This window comes from Variovorax sp. Root318D1, assembly GCF_001424835.1.
Classification (GTDB): Bacteria; Pseudomonadota; Gammaproteobacteria; order Burkholderiales; family Burkholderiaceae_C; genus Variovorax.
In genome coordinates, this window is sequence record NZ_LMCQ01000023.1 from 110,264 (window position 1) to 129,793 (window position 19,530).

At 64.7% G+C, this 19,530-nt stretch carries 19 protein-coding genes; 11 read left to right on the top strand and 8 right to left on the bottom strand.

What is annotated here, in order from left to right; genetic code table 11:
- The first annotated feature begins 17 nt into the window (after nt 1-17).
- The 8 genes from urtA to ASC78_RS21490 all read left to right on the top strand — a co-directional run bounded on the left by urtA (nt 18) and on the right by ASC78_RS21490 (nt 7,473).
- Nucleotides 18-1,283 carry an urea ABC transporter substrate-binding protein gene (urtA, locus tag ASC78_RS21455; RefSeq protein ID WP_055805984.1) on the top strand — a complete coding sequence of 422 codons (1,266 nt, stop codon included), beginning with the start codon at nt 18-20 and terminating at the stop codon, nt 1,281-1,283.
- Nucleotides 1,284-1,426: 143 nt separating this feature from the next.
- Nucleotides 1,427-2,341: an urea ABC transporter permease subunit UrtB gene (gene urtB, locus ASC78_RS21460; RefSeq protein ID WP_055805987.1), complete on the top strand. Its 915-nt coding sequence runs from the start codon at nt 1,427-1,429 to the stop codon at nt 2,339-2,341.
- 34 nt (nt 2,342-2,375) lie between these two features.
- A complete protein-coding gene (gene urtC / locus ASC78_RS21465) occupies nt 2,376-3,587 on the top strand; it encodes an urea ABC transporter permease subunit UrtC (RefSeq protein ID WP_055806737.1) in 1,212 nt (403 codons plus the stop codon).
- Nucleotides 3,588-3,605: 18 nt separating this feature from the next.
- Complete coding sequence (gene urtD / locus ASC78_RS21470) at nt 3,606-4,349, top strand: urea ABC transporter ATP-binding protein UrtD (protein ID WP_055805991.1); 744 nt, start codon at nt 3,606-3,608, stop codon at nt 4,347-4,349.
- Between the two features lie 321 nt (nt 4,350-4,670).
- Complete coding sequence (gene urtE / locus ASC78_RS21475) at nt 4,671-5,360, top strand: urea ABC transporter ATP-binding subunit UrtE (protein ID WP_055806740.1); 690 nt, start codon at nt 4,671-4,673, stop codon at nt 5,358-5,360.
- A gap of 23 nt (nt 5,361-5,383) precedes the next feature.
- Nucleotides 5,384-6,616 (top strand): formamidase, encoded by a 1,233-nt coding sequence (gene fmdA, locus ASC78_RS21480; RefSeq protein ID WP_055805994.1) that lies wholly within the window; start codon nt 5,384-5,386, stop codon nt 6,614-6,616.
- A gap of 7 nt (nt 6,617-6,623) precedes the next feature.
- Complete coding sequence (locus tag ASC78_RS21485) at nt 6,624-6,974, top strand: FmdB family zinc ribbon protein (RefSeq protein ID WP_055805996.1); 351 nt, start codon at nt 6,624-6,626, stop codon at nt 6,972-6,974.
- A gap of 148 nt (nt 6,975-7,122) precedes the next feature.
- On the top strand, nt 7,123-7,473 hold the full coding sequence (locus ASC78_RS21490) for a hypothetical protein (RefSeq protein WP_055805999.1): 351 nt from the start codon (nt 7,123-7,125) through the stop codon (nt 7,471-7,473).
- Between the two features lie 63 nt (nt 7,474-7,536).
- Here the strand turns inward: ASC78_RS21490 and ASC78_RS21495 are convergent, their stop codons facing one another.
- The 5 genes from ASC78_RS21495 to ASC78_RS21515 all read right to left on the bottom strand — a co-directional run bounded on the left by ASC78_RS21495 (nt 7,537) and on the right by ASC78_RS21515 (nt 12,520).
- A complete protein-coding gene (locus ASC78_RS21495; protein WP_055806002.1) occupies nt 7,537-7,818 on the bottom strand; it encodes a hypothetical protein in 282 nt (93 codons plus the stop codon).
- A gap of 6 nt (nt 7,819-7,824) precedes the next feature.
- Entirely contained in the window at nt 7,825-10,101 is a 2,277-nt protein-coding gene (locus tag ASC78_RS21500) for a glycoside hydrolase family 3 N-terminal domain-containing protein (protein WP_055806005.1), read from the bottom strand.
- Between the two features lie 57 nt (nt 10,102-10,158).
- Nucleotides 10,159-11,046, bottom strand: coding sequence for a bile acid:sodium symporter family protein (locus ASC78_RS21505; RefSeq protein ID WP_055806009.1), 888 nt, complete (start codon nt 11,044-11,046; stop codon nt 10,159-10,161).
- Nucleotides 11,047-11,139: 93 nt separating this feature from the next.
- A complete protein-coding gene (locus ASC78_RS21510) occupies nt 11,140-11,907 on the bottom strand; it encodes a class II aldolase/adducin family protein (protein WP_055806012.1) in 768 nt (255 codons plus the stop codon).
- A 22-nt stretch (nt 11,908-11,929) separates the two neighbouring features.
- The gene (locus ASC78_RS21515; protein ID WP_055806013.1) at nt 11,930-12,520 is read right to left on the bottom strand and encodes an HD domain-containing protein; all 591 of its coding nucleotides are present in this window, start codon (nt 12,518-12,520) and stop codon (nt 11,930-11,932) included.
- 132 nt (nt 12,521-12,652) lie between these two features.
- On the opposite strand from ASC78_RS21515, the gene ASC78_RS21520 reads away from it, so the two are divergent.
- Nucleotides 12,653-13,372 (top strand): Crp/Fnr family transcriptional regulator, encoded by a 720-nt coding sequence (locus tag ASC78_RS21520; RefSeq protein ID WP_055806016.1) that lies wholly within the window; start codon nt 12,653-12,655, stop codon nt 13,370-13,372.
- 1 nt (nt 13,373) lies between these two features.
- On the opposite strand, the gene ASC78_RS21525 is transcribed toward ASC78_RS21520, so the two are convergent.
- The 3 genes from ASC78_RS21525 to ASC78_RS21535 form a co-directional block, all read right to left on the bottom strand.
- Entirely contained in the window at nt 13,374-14,534 is a 1,161-nt protein-coding gene (locus tag ASC78_RS21525) for an ABC transporter substrate-binding protein (protein ID WP_055806019.1), read from the bottom strand.
- Nucleotides 14,535-14,611: 77 nt separating this feature from the next.
- Nucleotides 14,612-15,151 (bottom strand): cupin domain-containing protein, encoded by a 540-nt coding sequence (locus tag ASC78_RS21530; protein ID WP_055806022.1) that lies wholly within the window; start codon nt 15,149-15,151, stop codon nt 14,612-14,614.
- A complete protein-coding gene (locus tag ASC78_RS21535) occupies nt 15,148-15,912 on the bottom strand; it encodes an NAD-dependent epimerase/dehydratase family protein (protein WP_055806025.1) in 765 nt (254 codons plus the stop codon). The genes ASC78_RS21530 and ASC78_RS21535 overlap by 4 nt, the downstream gene beginning before the upstream one ends.
- Nucleotides 15,913-16,008: 96 nt before the next feature.
- Here ASC78_RS21535 and pdxR point away from each other — a divergent pair, with 96 nt between their 5' ends.
- Nucleotides 16,009-17,454, top strand: coding sequence for a MocR-like pyridoxine biosynthesis transcription factor PdxR (gene pdxR / locus ASC78_RS21540; RefSeq protein WP_055806028.1), 1,446 nt, complete (start codon nt 16,009-16,011; stop codon nt 17,452-17,454).
- A 269-nt stretch (nt 17,455-17,723) separates the two neighbouring features.
- Nucleotides 17,724-19,529, top strand: a complete 1,806-nt coding sequence (locus ASC78_RS21545) for a type IV secretory system conjugative DNA transfer family protein (RefSeq protein WP_082517620.1) — start codon at nt 17,724-17,726, stop codon at nt 19,527-19,529.
- Nucleotide 19,530 lies beyond the last annotated feature (1 nt).

Sequence of the window (19,530 nt, forward strand, 5' to 3'; positions counted from 1 at the left end):
CCTGCCTGGAGTTCCTGATGTCGCGTGATTCCGATCCTTCCCTCGATGCCCTGGCATTGCGCCGCCGACGACTGCTGCAGGGCGCCGCCGCGTTGCCCGTGATGGGCCTCCCCGGCCTGAGCTTCGGCCAGTCGCAGTTCCCCACGGCCAAGGTCAACACCACCAAGCTCGCGGTGACCGACACCGAAGTGACCGTGGGCCAGCTGCACTCGTCCTCCGGCACCATGGCCATTTCGGAAACCGGCTCCATCCAGGCCGAGCAGCTCGCCATCGACCAGATCAACGCGATGGGCGGCATCCTCGGCCGCAAGATCAAGGTCATCAAGGAAGACGGCGCCTCCGACTGGCCGACCTTTGCCGAGAAGTCGAAGAAGCTGCTGGTCAACGACCACTGCGCCGCCGTCTTCGGCTGCTGGACCAGCGCCTCGCGCAAGGCCGTGCTGCCGGTGTTCGAGAAGGAGAACGGCCTCTTGTACTACCCGACCTTCTACGAAGGCCTGGAGCAGAGCAAGAACGTGATCTACACGGGCCAGGAGGCCACGCAGCAGATCATCTGGGGCCTGGACTGGGGCGCGAAGGAGAAGAAGGCCAAGACCTTCTTCCTTGTCGGCTCCGACTACATCTGGCCGCGCACCTCGATGAAGATAGCGCGCAAGCACATCGAAAATTTCCAGAAGGGTTCGGTCAAGGGCGAGGAGTACTACCCGCTGGGCCACACCAACTTCAACTCGCTGATCAACAAGATCAAGGTCGCCAAGCCCGACTGCATCTTCGCGGCGGTGGTGGGCGGCTCGAACGTGGCCTTCTACAAGCAGCTCAAGGCCGCGGGCATCACGGGCGACAAGCAGTTCCTGCTCACGCTGGCCGTCACTGAAGACGAAATGACCGGCGTAGGCGGCGAGAACTTCGCTGGCTTCTATTCGTCGATGAAGTACTTCCAGTCGCTCGACAACGAGAACAACAAGAAGTTCGTGGCCGCCTTCAAGGCCAAGTACGGCAAGGACGCGGTGATCGGCGACGTGACGCAGGCGGGCTATCTCGGTCCGTGGCTGTGGAAGGCGGCAGTGGAGAAGGCCGGCAGCTTCGACGTCGACAAGGTGGTGGCCGGCTCGCCGGGCATCGAGCTGAAGACCGCGCCCGAAGGCTACGTGAAGCTGGATGCGAACCACCACCTGTGGAGCAAGGCGCGCATCGGGCAGGGGCAGCTGGACGGGACGTTCAAGGTGGTGGCGGAGTCGGCTGAGTTGATCAAGCCGGACCCGTTTCCCAAGGGCTATCAATAAACCCCTGATGACTTTCTCCCTCCCCCTCTGGGGGAGGGCAGGGGTGGGGGCAAGCGGCGTTGCCAGTGGGCACGCTCTGCCTGCCCCCATCCCAACCTTCCCCCAGAGGGGGAAGGAGCCAACAGCCAATACAGGAATCCTCCATGACTCTGTCGGACATGATGAACATCGGCCTGATGCAGGGCTTCGCGGGGCTGAGCCTCTTCGCGGTGCTGCTGCTCATGGGCCTGGGGCTCGCGATCATCTTCGGCCAGATGGGCGTGATCAACATGGCGCATGGCGAGTTCATGACCATCGGCGCCTACTCGATCTACCTGGCCGCGCGCGTCACCGAAAGCCTGGCGCCGGCTTTCATGCCGTATTACTTTCCGATCGCCATCGGCCTGGCCTTCGTATTCGCCTTCATCGTCGGCTGGATCGTGGAGTGGGTGCTGATTCGGCATCTCTACAAGCGGCCGCTCGACACGCTGCTGGCCACCTGGGGCGTGAGCCTGGGGCTGCAGCAGATCTTCCGCACCTTCATCGGCCCGAAGGAGGTGAGCCCCACGTTGCCCGAGTGGCTCATGGGTTCATGGACGCCGCACGAAGGCCTCGACATCCCGATCAACGGCTTGTTCGTGCTCGCGCTCACCGCGTTGGTCACCGGCAGCGTGCTGGTCGCGCTGCACAAGAGCCGCTGGGGCCTGCGCGTGCGCGCCACCGTGGCCAATCGCACCATGGCCAACGCGACCGGCATCGACACCATGAAGACCGACCGGCTGACCTTTGCGATCGGCTGCGGCATCGCCGGCATGGCGGGCGCAGCCTTCACCACCATCGGCTCGACCGGGCCGACCTCGGGCTCGCTCTACATCGTGGATGCGTTTTTGGTCGTCACCTTCGGCGGCGCGGCCAGCCTGCTGGGCACGGTGGTCTCGGCCTTCGGCATTGCGCAAACGCAGTCGATTTCGGAATTCTTCATGACCGGCTCGATGGCCAAGGTGCTGACACTCTCGCTGATCGTGCTGATTCTGATGATGCGCCCTCAGGGACTTTTCGCAGTCAAGGTCCGCCGTTGATGAACCCGATTCCCTTCTGGAGAACGTTTCGATGATGAATTTCATCAAGGCCTCGATCCTGCGCTACCAGCTGGGCAGCCTGCTGCTGCTGGTGCTGCTGCTCGCGGTCGTGCTGCCGCTGTCGCTCGACATCTTTCGCCTGAACCTCGTGGGCAAGTACCTGACCTACGCATTCGTGGCCGTGGGCCTGGTGATGGTGTGGGGCTACGGCGGCGTGCTGAGCCTGGGGCAGGGCGTGTTCTTCGGCATTGGCGGCTATGCGATGGCGATGTTTCTCAAGCTCGAAGCCTCCGATCCCATCACGACCAAGATCCAATCCACCCCGGGCATTCCGGACTTCATGGACTGGAACCAGATCACCGAGCTGCCCATGCTTTGGCTGCCGTTCAAGAGCCTGCCGCTGAGCCTCATGCTGGTGGTGCTGGCACCGATGGCGCTGGCCTGGCTCGTGAGCTTTGCGATGTTCAAGCGCCGCGTGGGCGGCGTGTACTTTGCGATCATCACGCAGGCGGTGGCGCTCATTTGCACCGTGCTCATCATCGGCCAGCAGGGCTATACCGGCGGTGTCAACGGCATGACCGACCTGAAGACGATGCTGGGCTGGGACACGCGCACCGACGGCGCCAAGTACGTTCTCTACTACGTCTGCGTCGGGCTGCTGGTCTGCAGCATCGTGCTGTGCCGCTGGATCCAGACCAGCAAGCTTGGCACGCTGCTGCTCGCGATGCGCGACAAGGAAGACCGCGTGCGCTTCTCGGGCTATGACGTGTCGAACTTCAAGGTCTTCATCTTCTGCCTGGCGGCCGGGCTCTCGGGCATTGGCGGCGCGATGTTCGCGCTGCAGGTGGGCTTCATGTCGCCCAGCTTCGTCGGCATCGTGCCGTCCATCGAGATGGTGATCTTCTGCGCCGTGGGCGGCCGCATGAGCCTGGTGGGCGCGGTGTATGGCGCGCTGCTGGTGAATGCGGGCAAGACGCTTTTCTCGGAGAGTTTTCCGGACATGTGGCTGTTCCTGATGGCGGGGCTCTTCATCGGCGTGACCATGGCTTTCCCGATGGGACTTGCGGGGCTGTGGGACGAGAAGATCAGGCCCTGGTGGAAGGATCGTCGCAAGGCGCTGCGGGAGGCGGCGGTGCAGCCTCCCGCACCCATGATGATGACGCCGCCGCCCGCACCGGTTTCCCTTGCCCCGACGCCTTTGCCCAACATGCCGTTGCCCGAAGGCGTCGGCAGCCAGCGCGCCTGAACCCGGAGCTAGCCACTCATGAGCAATACCGACTTCGCCCTTGCGGTGGAAGACCTGACCGTCTCCTTCGACGGCTTCAAGGCCATCGACGACCTGACGCTCTACATCGACAAGAACGAGCTGCGCGTGATCATCGGCCCCAACGGCGCCGGCAAGACCACACTGCTCGACCTGATCTGCGGCAAGACGCGCGCCAGCGGCGGCAGCATCAAGTTCAAGAACACCGAGCTCACGAAGATGGCCGAGCACAAGCGCGTGCGGCTGGGCATCGGCCGCAAGTTCCAGACCCCATCGATTTACGAGAACCTGAGTGTTTTTCAGAACCTGGAGGTGTCCTTTCCGAAGGGCCGTTCTGTGTTCGGCGCGCTGGCTTTCAAGTGCGACGACGAGGTCAAGGCCAAGGTGCAGGCGGTGGCCGAAGACATCGGCCTGGCCGACAAGCTGCGCACCGAGGCGGGCCTGCTGAGCCACGGCCAGAAGCAGTGGCTCGAGATCGGCATGCTGTTGATGCAGGAGCCCGAACTCCTGATGCTCGACGAGCCCATTGCCGGCATGAGCGCCCGCGAACGCGAGCTCACGGCCGAACTGCTCAAGCGCATCTGCCAGAACCGCGCGGTGATCGTCATCGAGCACGACATGGCCTTCGTGAAGCAGATCGCGCACAAGGTGACGGTGATGCACCAGGGAAAGATCCTGGCCGAAGGGCCGATGGAGAAGGTTCAGGCGGATCCCAAGGTCATCGATGTTTATCTGGGGCACTAGATGAACTGTTGTTCTATTGGTCGAGTTCGTTCGGGGCGCGCTCCCGCCGACGGGGTACCTTTCTCCGCGAATGTCCCCCGGCCTACGGCCTCCTCCTTTATTTCGCTGCGCAAGGCACCCCGCCAGCGGGAGCGTCGGACAGAGCAGTGGTTGATCAGCGGCACACCAGCAGCGCTTCCATGTGCACAGGGCGCCGGGTGCTCCCCGCAGCGAAATAAAGGAGGAGCCGAAGGCGGGGGACATTCGCGGAGGGGAGTACCCGGTGTCCTTTGCACGCGCCCCGAACAAAAGCACTCAAGGAGCCACTGAATGAGCAACATCATGCTGAAGGTCGATGACCTGCACACAGCCTACGGCCAGAGCGAGGCCCTTCATGGAATCTCGTTCGAGGGGCACGCCAACGAAACCATCGCCATCATGGGCCGCAACGGCATGGGCAAGACCACGCTGTTCAAGAGCCTCATGGGCGTGCTGCCGCTGAAGAGTGGGCGCATCGAAGTGGCGGGACAGGACGTGTCGCGCGACGAAAGCTTCAAACGTGTGGCCAAGGGCATCGCCTACGTTCCGCAGGGCCGGATGATCTTTCCGACGCTGACCGTCGAGGAAAACATCCAGACCGGCCTCGAGAACTCCAAGACGCGCCGCATACCCGAAGAGATCTATGCGCTCTTTCCCGTGCTGTGGGACATGAAGCGCCGCAAGGGCGGCAACCTCTCCGGCGGCCAGCAACAACAACTGGCCATCGCACGCGCCCTCGTCACCGATCCCAAGGTGCTGCTGCTCGACGAGCCCACCGAGGGTATCCAGCCTTCGATCATCAAGGACATCGCCAAGGCGCTCAACGAGATCCGCAAGCTGCGCGGCATCACCATCGTCGTGTCCGAGCAGGTGCTGAGTTTTGCGATGGACGTGGCCGACCGGCTCTTCGTCATTGAGGGCGGCCGGCTGGTGCACGAGACCGCGCGCGACAAGACCGATGTGAATCACATCAAAGCTTACCTCTCTGTTTAACCACAACCCAGGAGCCACTGCAAATGACGGACACGCTGATCAAGGTCGATCTGACCAAGTCGCCCACCGAGAACGAGATGATCCACAACCGCTGGCATCCGGACATTCCGATGGCCTGCTGGGTCAATCCGGGCGACGACTTCATCCTCGAGACCTTCGACTGGACCGGTGGCTTCATCAAGAACAACGACAGCGCCGACGATGTGCGCGACATCGACCTGAGCACGGTGCATTACCTCTCCGGCCCCGTGGGCGTGAAGGGCGCCGAGCCAGGCGATCTGCTGGTGGTCGACCTGCTCGACATCGGCGCCAAGCAGGACAGCCTCTGGGGCTTCAACGGATTTTTCTCGAAGAAGAACGGCGGCGGCTTCTTGACCGACCACTTTCCCGAGGCGCAAAAATCCATCTGGGACTTCAAGGGCATGTTCACCAACTCGCGCCACGTGCCGGGCGTCAACTTCGCGGGCCTGATCCATCCCGGCCTCATCGGCTGCCTGCCCGACAAGCCGATGCTCGACATGTGGAACGAGCGCGAGCAGAAGCTCATCGACACCGACCCGGACCGCGTGCCTGGCCTCGCCAATCCCCCCTCGGCCGGCACGGCCCACATGGGCAAGATGAGTGGCGAAGCGCGCGCCAAGGCGGCGGCCGAGGGCGCCCGCACCGTGCCGCCGCGCGAGCACGGCGGCAACTGCGACATCAAGGATTTGTCGCGTGGCTCGAAGGTGTTCTTCCCGGTGTACGTCGATGGTGCGGGCCTTTCGGTGGGCGACCTGCATTTCAGCCAGGGCGATGGCGAAATCACGTTCTGCGGCGCCATCGAAATGGCCGGCTGGGTGCACATGAAGGTCACGCTCATCAAGGGCGGCATGGCCAAGTACGGCATCAAGAATCCGATCTTCAAGCCGAGCGTGATCACGCCGCAGTACAACGACTACCTTATCTTCGAAGGCATCTCGGTCGACGAGACCGGCAAGCAGTACTACCTCGACGTGAACGTGGCCTACCGCCAGGCCTGCCTCAATGCCATCGAGTACCTGAAGAAGTTCGGCTACTCGGGCGCGCAGGCCTATTCGATCTTGGGCACCGCGCCCGTGCAGGGCCATATCAGCGGCGTGGTCGACGTGCCCAACTCTTGCGCCACGCTCTGGCTGCCCACGCAGATCTTCGACTTCGACATCAACCCGAATGCATCGGGACCGGTGAAGATGATCGACGGCAGCATCGACATGCCGCTGTCGCACGACCTGGCTTGACGCGCCCATGCCGACCTACGACTACGCGTGCGGCCAATGCGGCGGGTTCGATGCGCTGCGCCCTTCGGTCCAGCGCGACGAGCCGGCCGCATGCCCCGATTGCGGAGCCGCATCGCCGCGCGTGTTCTCCGCCGCGCCGCGGCTTGCGCTGATGGCGTCGGGCACGCGCCGGGCAATGGAGACCAACGAGCGCGCACGGCACGAGCCGGGTAGCTCGCGGGACTACGCGCGCTTCAAGCATCCGGCGGGCTGCGGCTGCTGCTCGGGTTCGACGACCTCCCGCCGCGGTGCGACTGTGACCGCGCCGAACGGCGCGAAGTCGGCTCCGAGCAAGCGGCCATGGATGATTTCGCACTAATGCCGCGCTAATTCAATGGGGCGACACGACGGGGGCGTGGCGCTCGATTGTTTCAATCCCGTGAACGCCGTGATTCATTTTGCGGCGTTTTTTCATGGGGCTTCGGGCTCAAACTTCATCTCACCAACCAACCCATTAGGAGATTGAAATGAATGCCTCGAAGATCCTCGCTGCCGCTGCTCTCTCGCTCCTAGCTGCTGCCGGTGCACACGCTGAAACCTATGAAGGCGTGCAAAGCGTGAACTCCGGCATCTCACGCGCCGAAGTGGCACCGCAAGCCGTTGCAGCCGCCCGCGCCGGCAACGAATACAGCGATGGCGCCAGCGCCGGCGCACAAGCCTTCAGCTCGACCGCCGACCGCTCGGTGATCCAGGCCGAAGCCGTTGCCAAGGCGCACGACCCGCTCGCCAGCCTCGACCGCCGCGCCTTCTACCGCGACGAAGTGCCGCAAGCCTACAAGAAGCCCGCCGTGTCGTTCACGCGCCAAGCTGGCCTGTAAGCCGATTGTTCTCTGATGATGAAGCGGGCCCTCGGGCCCGTTTTCATTGAAGCAGTCGTCCCGTCAGCCGATGCGGAAAGCCTTGGTCTGTCCGTTGCACTCGGCGCGCAGTACATCGCCGTCGACTTCGATGCGCGTCCAGATGGCGATCACGCGCTCGCTGTCGGCAATCTCGATGCTGTCGTTGGACAGTACGTTGTACTGAAACACCGGCGCGCACACAGGCCCGTTCCATTCGCCCAGTGTTGCCGAGACGGTGCCGGTCGCTTGAAACCAGTAGGTCTCGATTTCCGTCTCGGAGATGAGGTCCAGGCGCTGGTCTATGGGTACGGGTGTGGTGGTCATGTGACATCACTCCCGCGTCAGCGCAAAGCTCTTTCGCAGGCCGCCCGTGGCCGAAGGCGCGACCCACAGGTCGAACTCACCGGGTTCCACGGTCGGCTTCATGTCGCGGCCGATGAACTGCAGGTCTTCGGAACCGAGCGTGAACTCGACCACTTTCGATGCGCCGGGTTCGATGCGCACCTTGCGGAAGTTCTTGAGCTCGCGCACCGGCCGCGTCACGCTCGCGGCGCGTTCGGCAATATAGAGCTGCACCACTTCCTCGGCCTCGCGCTGGCCCGTGTTGGTGACTGTGGCTCGCACGCGCAGCGTGCCGCCGAGCGGCAGGCGGTCCTGGCTCATCTCCACGCCGTCGTAGCGCACCGGTGCATAACCGATGCCGTGGCCGAATGGATAAAGCGCCTGGTTCGTGGTGTCCACGTAGCGCGTCTTGAACGCCATGGCCTGGTCGTTATCCGGCAGCGGCCGGCCCGTGCGCTTCTGGCCGTAGTAGAAGGGCACCTGGCCCGACGCCTGCGGAAAGCTCACCGGCAGCCGTCCTGAGGGGTTGAAGTCGCCGAACACCACGTCGGCAATGGCAGTGCCGGTCTGCACGCCGAGAAACCAGGTCACGAGGATCGCGTCGGCATTGCGCACGGCGCCCCTGAGCGCCATGGCGCGGCCGTTGCTCAACAGCACGACCACCGGCTTGCCGGTGGCGGCCACGGCTTCGGCGAGGTCTTGCTGCGCTTGCGGAATGCCGATGTCGGTGCGCGAGCGCGCTTCGCCCGACATGCGCTCGCTCTCGCCGATGGCGAGCACCACCACGTCGGCGTCGCGTGCGGCTGCTACGGCAGCCTCGACGCCTCCGGGCAATGGCGTGTCGATGTTCGAGCCGCGCACCACGGTCAGTGCGCCGCCGTCGCGCAGCGCGCCGCGCAAGCCTTCGTCGATGCCCACCGGGGCCGACTGGCCCGGGAACAGGCTCCACGCGCCGAGCAGGTCCTGCGTGCCCGAGGCGAAGGGGCCGATGAGCGCGATCTTCTTGCCGGCCTTGGGCAGCGGCAGCACCGCGCGTTCGTTCTTCAGCATCACGATGGAGCGGCGTGCGTCCTCGCGTGCGAGCGCGAGGTGCTCGGGGTTCTCGGCGCGGGCCTTTGCCGGCGCGGCATCGAGCCCGCGAAGCGGCTGGTCGAAAAGCCCCAGCTTCTGCTTGACCCACAGCACGCGGCGCACGGCCTCGTCCAGACGCGCCATCGGCACTTCGCCAGCGGCCACCAGCTCAGGCAGGTGGCGCATGTACAAACCGCTCTGCATGCTGACGTCGGTGCCAGCCAGGAAGGACTGCTTGGCCGCCTGTCGGCCGTCGGCGGCATAGCCATGGGCGATCAGCTCTTCGTCGGCCGTGTAGTCTGAGACCACGAAGCCCTTGAACTTCCACTCGTCTCGCAGCACGCCCGTCAACAGCGCCGGATTGGCAATCGACGGGATGCCGGAAATCTCGTTGAAGGCGCTCATGATCGACAGCGCGCCAGCGTCCAGCGCGGCGCGGAACGGCGGCAGGTACACCTGTCGCAGCGTGCGTTCGGAAATGTCGGTGGCCGCGTAGTCGAGCCCGCCCTCGGCGGCGCCGTAGGCCGCGAAGTGCTTGGGCGTGGCCAGCAGCGCATCGGCGCGCGAAAGGTCGCTGCCCTGGAAGCCGCGCACGCGCGCGGCGGCGAACTGGCTGGCCAAGTACACGTCTTCGCCCGCGCCCTCGATGCCGCGGCCCCATCGCGCATCGCGCGCAATGTCCACCATGGGCGCAAAGGTCCATCGGAAGCCATCCGCACTGGCCTCCACAGCCGCCGCGCGCGCGGTGCGTTCGGCCAGCGCGGGCTCCCAGCTCGCGGCCTCGGCCAGTGGCATCGGGAAGATGGTGCGAAAGCCGTGGATCACGTCGGCGCCGTAGAGCAGCGGAATGCCCAGCCGCGATTCGCGCACGGCCACCTCCTGCAGCACACGTTTGCGCTCGAGTCCTTCGTTGTTGAAAAGGCCCGTGACGCGGCCTGCGCGCACGTCGTCGATCTCTTGCTGCCCGTTGCGCTGGGCGGCCTGGGGATTGCCGGGGATGTTGGTGTCGGCGGGCCCGTAGAGGCTGAGCTGGCCCACCTTCTCCTCGACCGTCATGCGGGCAATGAGCGACTCGATGCGGGCGCCAACAACCACGGCATCCTCGGCGGTGGCCGGGGCGGCAAGGGAGGCGGGGGAGAAGAGAAGACTGGCCAGGCCCAGCAGGGCCGCCATGGCGGGAATACGGACGTGCATGGCCCGCCATTCTCGCGCCAAAGCGGGACCGGTCGGTCCGATCGGGCTTTGGCGCTGTTACATCTGGTTCAGACGCGACACGACCACCGGTTGCCGCCGGCGCAATACCAGCCAGCCGAACAACGGTGCGGTGATGTACATCACCACCGAGTAGATGGCCGCCGGCAGCGCGAGCTGAAAGCTCCCCAGCACGCTCACCGCGATGAAGATGGCCAGCGTGGAGTTGTGAATGCCGATCTCGTAGCTGATGGCCGTGGCCAACGGCTTGTCGAGGCCCGCGGCGCGGCTCAGGTAGTAGCCCGCGAGCAGGCTCACGAGGTTGAACAGCAGCACCGGCAGCCCGATCTCGGCAAAGGTCGCGGTGATGTTCTTCCACTCGTTCGCGATGGCCAGCACCGTGACCACCGCGAGCACCACGGCGCTGAAGATCTTGGTCGGCTTTTCCATGCGCGCGGCGAAGCCGGGCCGGCGCGAGGCCACGACCATGCCGATGGCCACCGGCACCAGCACGATGGCGATCACCTCCACCAGCTTGCGCGTTTGCAGCGGCACCACCTGGCCGCTTTGCGCGAAGTGGCCGATGGCCCAGTTGGCGATGAGCGGCAGGGTGACGATCGACAGCAGCGTGTTGACGGCCGTGAGCGAGATATTCATGGCCACGTTGCCGCCGAACAGGTGCGAAAACAGGTTGGCCGAAATGCCGCCCGGCGAAGCCGCGAGCAGCATCAGCCCGATGGCGAACACCGGCGACAGACCGAAGCCGACGATGATCGCGTAGCAGGCCAGCGGCAGCCCGACGACCTGCAGCGCGAGCGCGATGCTCACCGCCTTGGGGTGCTTGAAGAGCCGCCGGAAGTCGTCCAGCGAAAGTGAAAGCCCGAGCCCGAACATCACGAGCGCGAGCGCGCCGAACAGGAAGCGGGTCACGATGAGCGTAGCGTCCATGCCTTGTTGTCTCCTCTTTCTGGTTCTTTTAAAAAAATGGCTGCCGGCACCTGTCGCGCAGGCGCTGGCAGCCGTGTAAACCGGGATCGGCGCTTATTGCTTGTAGCTGTCGTCGATGCGGTCGAGCTTGCGAATGAGCGACGGCCAGACGAACTGCCCGCCCAGGCCGCCAGTCTGCACCTTCATGGCCTGGCCCACGCCTTCGACGATCTTCGGGTTCACGTGCGTGAGTTCGGTGCCGCCCGACTGTGCCGCAATCTGGATCTGGCAGGTGGTCTCGAAGACATACATTGAAAGGAAGGCGTCCGAAATGGTCTTGCCGCATGTGAGCAGGCCATGGTTGCGCAGCATGAGGTAGTTGGCGCTGCCCATGTCGGCCTGCAGGCGCGGCTTCTCGTCGTCGCGGAAGGCCACGCCTTCATAGTCGTGATAGGCGAGCGAGGCCAGCACGAAGGTCGATTGCTGGCTGATCGGCAGCACGCCGTTCTTCTGCGCGCTCACGGCAATGCCGGCCTTGGTGTGGGTGTGCAGCACGCACTGGATGTCTTCGCGCGCGGCGTGCACTGCGCTGTGGATCACGAAGCCGGCCGGGTTCACGGGGTAGGGCGACTCGATGATCTTGTTGCACTGCTGGTCGACCTTGACCAGGCTCGACGCGGTGATCTCGTCGAACATGAGCCCATAGGGGTTGATGAGGAAGTGGTGCTCGGGCCCGGGGATGCGCGCGCTGATGTGCGTGAACACCAGGTCGCTCCAGCCGTAGAGCGCCACCAGGCGATAGCAGGCGGCAAGGTCGACGCGCAGCTGCCATTCTTCGGCGGACACGAGTTTCTGGATTTCGGGTTGGGAGGCGGCGTTCATGGTGGAGGTTCCTAGTGGGGTTTCAGGCGGCCGCCGGCTCTTTCATGGCGGCCTTGTAGATGCTCTGCTTCGGCTCCGCCATCAGGCGTTGCAGCATCGGAGTGAATTCGCTGATGGGCAGCGTCTCGGCTTTCGGATCGAAGGCGGGGTTGTCGTACAGCGCGCAGAACTCGGCCGTGCGCTCGTAGTGCGGATGGCTCTTGAAGTTGTCGCGCATGTCGCGGTCCAGGCCGATGTGATGAAAGAAATAGTGGCCCTGGAAGATGCCGTGGTGCTGAACCATCCAGTGGTTGGCTTCGCTCACGAAGGGCTTGAGAATCGCCGCGGCAATGTCGGGATGGTTGAAGCTGCCGAGCGTGTCGCCGATGTCGTGCAAGAGCGCGCACACCACGTACTCATCGTCGCGGCCATCGCGCAGTGCGCGCGTCGCGGTCTGCAGCGAATGGGTGTATCGGTCGACCGGAAAGCCGCCGTAGTCCCCTTCGAGGATCTGCAGGTGCTTGATCACGCGCGCGGGCAGGCCGCCCGCAAACTGCCTGAACTCGCCGCCGATCAGTTGCCAGTCTTCGCGCGTGCTCTCCTGCATGCTCTTGAAACTTGCCCGTTCGCTCATCGTGTCGTCTCCATGTTCTCGGGGAATGCCGGCCACTGTAGACCTGTGCTTGACGTTCAACTGTCGTGAATTTGACAATGCGGGGCTCTGGTAAACCCCGCCCCAAGGCGTCTTCGAGGCAATTTCTCCCGTATGGCCGCTCCCAAGCTGCGTCTTTCAGCTCCGCACCGCGCCGCGATGGAGCGCAATCCGTGGTTCACCAGCATGCCGCGTGCACAGCGCGAGGCGCTGGTGGGCGCGGCCGAACTGCTACACGTGCGGCGAGGAGCCATGGTGTTTCGCCAGGGCGATCCGGTCCATGCGGCCGGCGGCGGCTTCTATGGGCTGGCGGCGGGCGCCATCAAGATCTCGTCGCTGCGGCAAGATGGGCGCGAGGCCATCCTCGCGGTGCTCGAGCCCGGCAACTGGTTTGGCGAAATCACGCTCATCGACGGCTCGCCGCGCACGCACGACGCCACTGCGTTGGAGTCGCTCGACCTGCTCGTAGTGCCGCCGGAGGCCTTTGCCCACCAGATGCGCGACGTGGTCTTCGCGAACGCGATTGCCGCGATGCTGGCGGCACGCGTGCGCATGCTCTACGGCCTGACCGAAGATGCCACGCTGCGCAGCCTGCGTGCGCGCGTTGCGCACCGGTTGCTGGTGCTGGCGCGCGGCGACGCCACGCAGTCGGTGCACCTGCGCCGCACGCTGATGCTGCCGCAGGAGGCGCTGGCCATGATGCTCGGCATCACCCGGCAGACGCTCTCCAAAGAACTCAACGCACTTGCGCGCGACCAGGTGATTTCGATCGGCTATGGGCGCATCGACCTGTTGTCGGTCGAGGCGCTGCAGGCGCTGGTCAGGAGCGGATAGTTCAGCGCAGCACGCGCCCGTCGGCCGAGATGCTGATCAGGTCGATGTTCCGCGACGCGTCGCGCAGTCCCGGGCGCAAGTTGACGCGGAAGCCTCCCACGTCGTAGTCCGTCATCGCGGTCATCACGCGCTGCAGGCTCGCGGTGGTGAAGGCGCGCCCCGCACGGCGCACGGCCTCGCCCACCACCTTGGCCGCAATGAAGCCTTCGAGGCCTTCATACGACGGCGTTTGGTCGGAATTGTCGACCGCGGCGCGGTACTCCTTGACGATGGGAATGGCCGAGGGCCGCGGCGACGGCACCACCTGCGAGATCACGATGCCGCCGATGTCCTTGCCCAGCTCGGCATAGAGCGGATCGATGCCCACGATCGAAAAGGCCATGAAGCTGCCGGCATAGCCGCTCTTGCGCAGCTTGCGGATGGCGTTGGCCGTGGTGCCTGAGAGCGACACCAGCACGATGGCCTGGGGCGTCTGTTGCAACACCGTCTTGAGCGCCGCGTCGAGCTTGTCGCCGCCGCCCACGGGCACCATGGCGGTGGCCACCAGCTCGGGCAGCTTCAGTTCGGTGATGGCCTGCTGTACGGCGGCCAAGCCGGCGCGGCCCATGGCGTCTTCGTCGCCCACCAGCGCAACGCGCGTCTGCCCCACGGTGGCGCACTGGCGCACGATCTTCAGGGCTTCGTCGATCATGCCCGGGCGGACGTGGAACACGTTCGGGTGGCTCGCCTCGCGCAGCGTGTCCGATGCGGCAAAGGGCGCAAACAGCAGGCTGCCTTGCTGCGTCGCCACGCTTGCGCCGGCAGCGCTGCTGGCGGTGCCCACGAAGCCGAACAGCATGTCGGCCTTGTCGGCGCCAAGCAGGGTGCGGGCATTGGCTGCGGCGCGGGCCGCGTCGTAGCCGTCGTCCAGCTGCATCAGCTTGAGCTGGAGGCCGCTGGCGGCATTGCGCTCGTTGAATTCACCCACCGCCAACCGGCTGCCGGCCGCAAAAGCCAGTCCGATCTCGCTGGCCGCGCCGGTCAGGGGCACCGACTGACCCAGCAGCACCACCCGTGCGCCCGCTGCCGCCTTGGTGGATTGAGAAAGCGCCGAAAGAGGAAGGCCGCCGCCCAACAGCACTGCCCCGCATGCCTTCATCACTTTCCTTCGAGAGCCGTTCATGTGCCACCTTTCGTACAAATTAGTAAAAAAGTGTAGCAAGTTCGGTGCCTGCGGAGAAGGTGGGTTTACGTGTCCTCTCAATCCGCGTCAGGCGGTAGCACCAGCGGTCCGCAGTTCTCGTCGGTGACGAACACGGCCACCAGCTTGGCGGGACGCACGGGATCGGGGTTTTCCGCAAACATATGCAGCGTGCGTGGCGGCTCGAAGAAGGTCTCGCCGGTCTTGTAGGTGCCCACCGGCCCGCCGCCCAACTGGGAGCGGATCGTGCCTTCGAGAATGATCGCGGTCACCGAGCCCGGATGCCGATGGGCCGGCGAATAGGCGAGCGGCGGAAAGTCGACGAGAACCGTGGTGACCGACTTTCCCGGCACGTTGGGCAGCGATTCGCAAGAGAGAACCTTGGATGAAATCGCGGGCCTGGCATCGGCGCCCGAGCCCGCGGGCGCCGGGGCGGAAGAGAACATCGGTCGGGCCACGCTGCTGCACACGTCGGCGAACCATTGCGCCGCTTCCTGCCGGTTGCCGTTGGGCATCAGCGCCCAGCCTGCGGCCAGCACGAGCGAAAGCGCCGCGATCCCGCTCCCCAGCGGGATGCGATGAAGCCGGGCCGGCTTCACGATGCCACTCCCTGGCGCTGCCGCTCCCGCTGGCGCAGCCGCAGCGATGCGTGCCAACCGAGTTCGCGCTTCGCCTTTTCGCTGCTGACGTCGGGACTGTCCTCGGCGATGTTGAAGATGCCGCCGCCTTCGGCATGCCGCAGCGCCAGCACCGCCGCCCAAGCCGCGGCCTCCACGTGGACGGGACATGTGCCCTTGGGGCCGGCATTCCATGTGCCCGGCCCGTAGAACTGCCCGTAGCGCAGCACCGTGGCCGTGAGGCCCGCGGCGGCGAGCACGCTGCGCTCGAGCGCAGCCACCCCATCCACGCTGACGCGGCGGGGGCCTTCGGCCTCGAGATCGAGCGCGTGTTCTTCGACGTGGGGCAGCGGACCCGGTGCGTACATCCAGGCGATGCTCTGCGCCACCAGCCGGCGGCTGCCGGCGGCCAGCGCAGCGGCCACGAGGTTTCGCGTGCCTTCGGTGCGCACGCGAGCATTGCGATGGGCGGCATCGGCCATCAGCTTGGGATCGAGGTCGGGCGGCAGGTCGGTGAGCTGGTGGATCACGGCCGTCGGCGCAATGCGCTTCAGTGCCACTCGCAGAGCTTCGGCATCGAATACGTCGACGACCACCGGCAGCGCGCCGCGCGCCTCCAGCGCATGCGCGCGCTCGGCGCGCCGGGTGCTTCCATACACGGTGTAGCCCGTGTCGATCAACAGCGGGACCAGCATGCTGCCAATGGCACCGGCCGCGCCCGCCACGAATATCTTCTCGCTCATCGCATGTCCTTTCCTCTGATTGGCTGCTCCACGGTTTCAGCTTAGGTGCTCGATGCCACACTCGAAAGAGCCAAGATTCGTCAAAATGAATAGGCCATGATTCAAAAGAAGTCCTTTTCCGCCGCCGACCTGGAGATCGACCGCGCGGCGCCTGCCCCGCTGTACCGGCAGGTTTACGAGCGCTTCAGGGCGGCCATCGAACTTGGGGTGCTTCGCCCGGGCGATCGCGTGGCGTCCGCACGCAGCCTGGCAAGCGAACTGGGCGTGGCGCGGGGCACCATCGAGACGGCCTACACCCAGCTTTCCGGCGAAGGCTATTTCTCTCCGCAGGGCCAGGCGGGCACGGTGGTTTCCCCTTCGCTTCCCGTGCGACGGCCGGCGCGCCGCGGGCCTCAACGAGGCGGGGCGGCGGCCTTCGGCGAGGCGCTTGCCGAACCCGCCCCGCCGCTCCCATTGCAGCTGGGCATTCCGGCGCTCGACGCCTTTCCGCGCAAGCTCTGGGCGCGCCTGGCTGCGCGGCGCGTGAGGGCGACGACAGCGGCCGACATGTTCTATGGCGACCCGTCAGGTCACCCGGCGCTGCGCGCGGCCATTGCGGCCTATCTGCGGGTGTCGCGCGGCGTCTCGTGCCATCCGTCGCAGGTCTTCGTGACCGGCGGCTACCGCGCATCCCTCGCGCTCATCTCGCACACGCTGCTTGCGAAGGACGATCGCGTTTGGGTGGAAGACCCGGGCTACACGCCAACCCACGAAGTGCTGCGCGGCGCCGGCCAGCTCCCCGTGCCCGTCCCGGTGGACCACGAAGGCATGGACGTTGCGCGCGGCATGCGCAAGGCAGCAACGGCGAAGATGGCCATCGTCACGCCTTCGCACCAGGCGCCGTTGGGGGTCTCGATGTCGCTCGCGCGCCGGCTGCAACTGCTCGACTGGGCCTCCGGGGCAAAGGCCTGGATCGTCGAGGACGACTATGACGGCGAATACCGCTACGCCGGCCCACCGCTCCCCGCGCTCAAAAGCCTCGACGGGCACGATCGCGTGCTGTATGCCGGCAGCTTCTCTAAGGTGCTGTATCCCGGCCTTGCGTTGGGCTACGTGGTGACGCCCGACTCACTGCGCGATGCCTTCGGCGAAGCCGCGGCGACGTGGTCCAACGGAAGCCCGCAGATCACGCAGGCCGTGGTGGCCGACTTCATGCGCGAAGGCCACTTCTCCCGGCATCTCAAGAAGATGCGCCTGCTCTATGCGCGCCGTCGCGCGATGCTCGCGGCCGCCTTGCGAAAGTCCTTTGGCGAAGACGTGCGCATCGATCTGCAGAGCGGCGGCATGCACCTCATCGCGCGCTTCGACCGGCGCGGCGAAAGCGACGAGGAACTGGCGCGTCGTGCGCAGCTTGCGGGGCTGAACTGCCAGCCGCTGTCACGGCGAGGCACAAAGGCTTTCCGGGGCGAAGGATTGCTGATGGGCTTCACCAATGTCGGCTCCGCCGTGCACGCGCAGCAGCTTGCAACCGAGCTGCGGGCAGCCTTGGACCGAAGGCCCTGAGGCCCTGAAGAAGCGCCGGCCTCAAGGCCGGAGGGCTCAGTCCGTCGTGTTTTCCATGCGCTTGGTGAGCGTGCCCGGTTGCAGCCATGTCAGCTTCAACCTCATTGCTCCGGCCTTTATGGGTGCCCACCAGATCGCAGGCACCTCGAATGCGTGAAGAATTTGGCAACTGCGCCGCAGTCTTATGTGCGGCGACCTATTGCACAACCTGCTGATGCTGCCCTGCCTTGTATAAGCATTTCCTTATTAAAAGGGAGATGGCGCAGGATATGAACAAAAGCAAGGTACTTTTCGCGTTGGTGACACTTTTGGGGGTCTTGGCAGGTGGCTGGTTTCTCTCCAATTACCTTGTTCTGCTCATCCTCGATCTGCGAAATGCACCGCTGACCTGGAACACGTGGTGGCAATATATTCAGGCGGCAAACCTGCCGCAGTACGCACCCTACGCTACCAAGATCAGGCTCAGCGGCGCCATAGGCTTCGGCGTGCCACTGCTGGGCTGGGCCGCATTGCTCATCCCGCTCTTTCGGGCCAAGGCCGAATCCCTGCACGGGGACGCCAGCTTCGCAGAACTTTCCGATCTCAAGAAAGCCGGCCTGCTCAAGCAGACCCCGCAAAGCATCCTCATCGGCAAGTACAAAGGCCAGTACCTGTGGCTGGGCGGCGCTCAGCACGTCATCACGGTCAGTCCGACCCGTTCAGGCAAGACCACCAGCATCGCCATCCCGGTACTGTTGTCGTATTTGCACTCGATGGTCGTGCTCGACCTCAAAGGCGAACTGCGCAAAGCCACCAGCGGCTGGCGCGAGACACAGGGTCACACCATCTACGTGTGGGCCCCCTATGACGACCAGGGAAAGACCCATCGTTTCAACGCCTTCACCCTGCTGGTGGGCATGGATGCGGGCAAGCGCATCGGCGAAATCCAGACCATCGCCGCCATTCTTTACCCGGACGAGCCTGGCAAAGACCCTTTCTGGACGAGCCAGAGCCGCGCCGCCTTCACCGCCTTCGCCTCATATATGTTCGAGGTGTGGGACAACTGGAGTCGGATTCTCGGGCGCGCCCAGGACCCCAACACCAGCGAGAACTTCCCCAGTCTTGAACGCATCCTGCGCCTGTCCAGCGGCGCCGAGGGTCAGGGCACTTTGGCATTGCTGAAGGAGATATTGAACAACCCGCAACAGTTCGGCTTCATCAGCGCGCAAACGCGCACCGTCTTTGGCAACCTCGCCGGCCTGGCCGAGCAAACCTTCTCCTCGGTGATTGCCACCATGCAGGCGCCACTGCAGCAGTTCCTCAGTCCGGTGCTGGCCGCCGCCACCAACGCGACTGACTTCGACATTACCGCCATCCGCAAACGCCCGATCACGCTGTACGTCGATATCCCGACCAACAAGCTCGATGAAAGCGGCAAGCTGCTGAACATCTTCTTCAGCAGCGTGATTGGCAACAACCTCACCAAGCAACTGGGTGACGAGCCGGATCTGAAATACCAGATGCTCATGCTGATGGACGAATTCACCGCCATGGGGCGCGTGGATGTGTGGGCCAAGCGCATCTCGATCTCGGCCAGCTACGGTGTGCGCGACCTGTGCATCGTGCAAAGCCGCGCGCAGCTCCGCTCGGCCTACGGCGACAACGACGCACAGAACTTCATCACCAACCATGGCGCACAGATCGTGTTTGCGCCACGCGAGCAAAGCGATGCGGCTGAATACAGCGAAATGCTGGGCTACAAGACCATCCGCAAGGAGCACCGCAGCACCAGCCGAGGCGGCGGCTCCAACCAGGTCTCGACCAACTACACCGAAGAGCGCCGGGCCCTGTTTCTCCCGCAGGAGATCAAGGAACTGCCCGCCGACGAGGAATTGATCTTCTATGAAGGCTGCAAGCCCATCCGGGCCAACAAGAACTGGTTCTTCAAGGACAAGATTTTCAAGGAGCGGGCGAGTATGGCGCCGGCGGAGATCAAGACGATGGCACCCGGCAGGCAGCCATCGGTGAGTAGTTTTGCGCTGGATGACATCACTCAAACCGAGTGTGAGGCCAAGTTCCACTCCAAACAGCATTGAG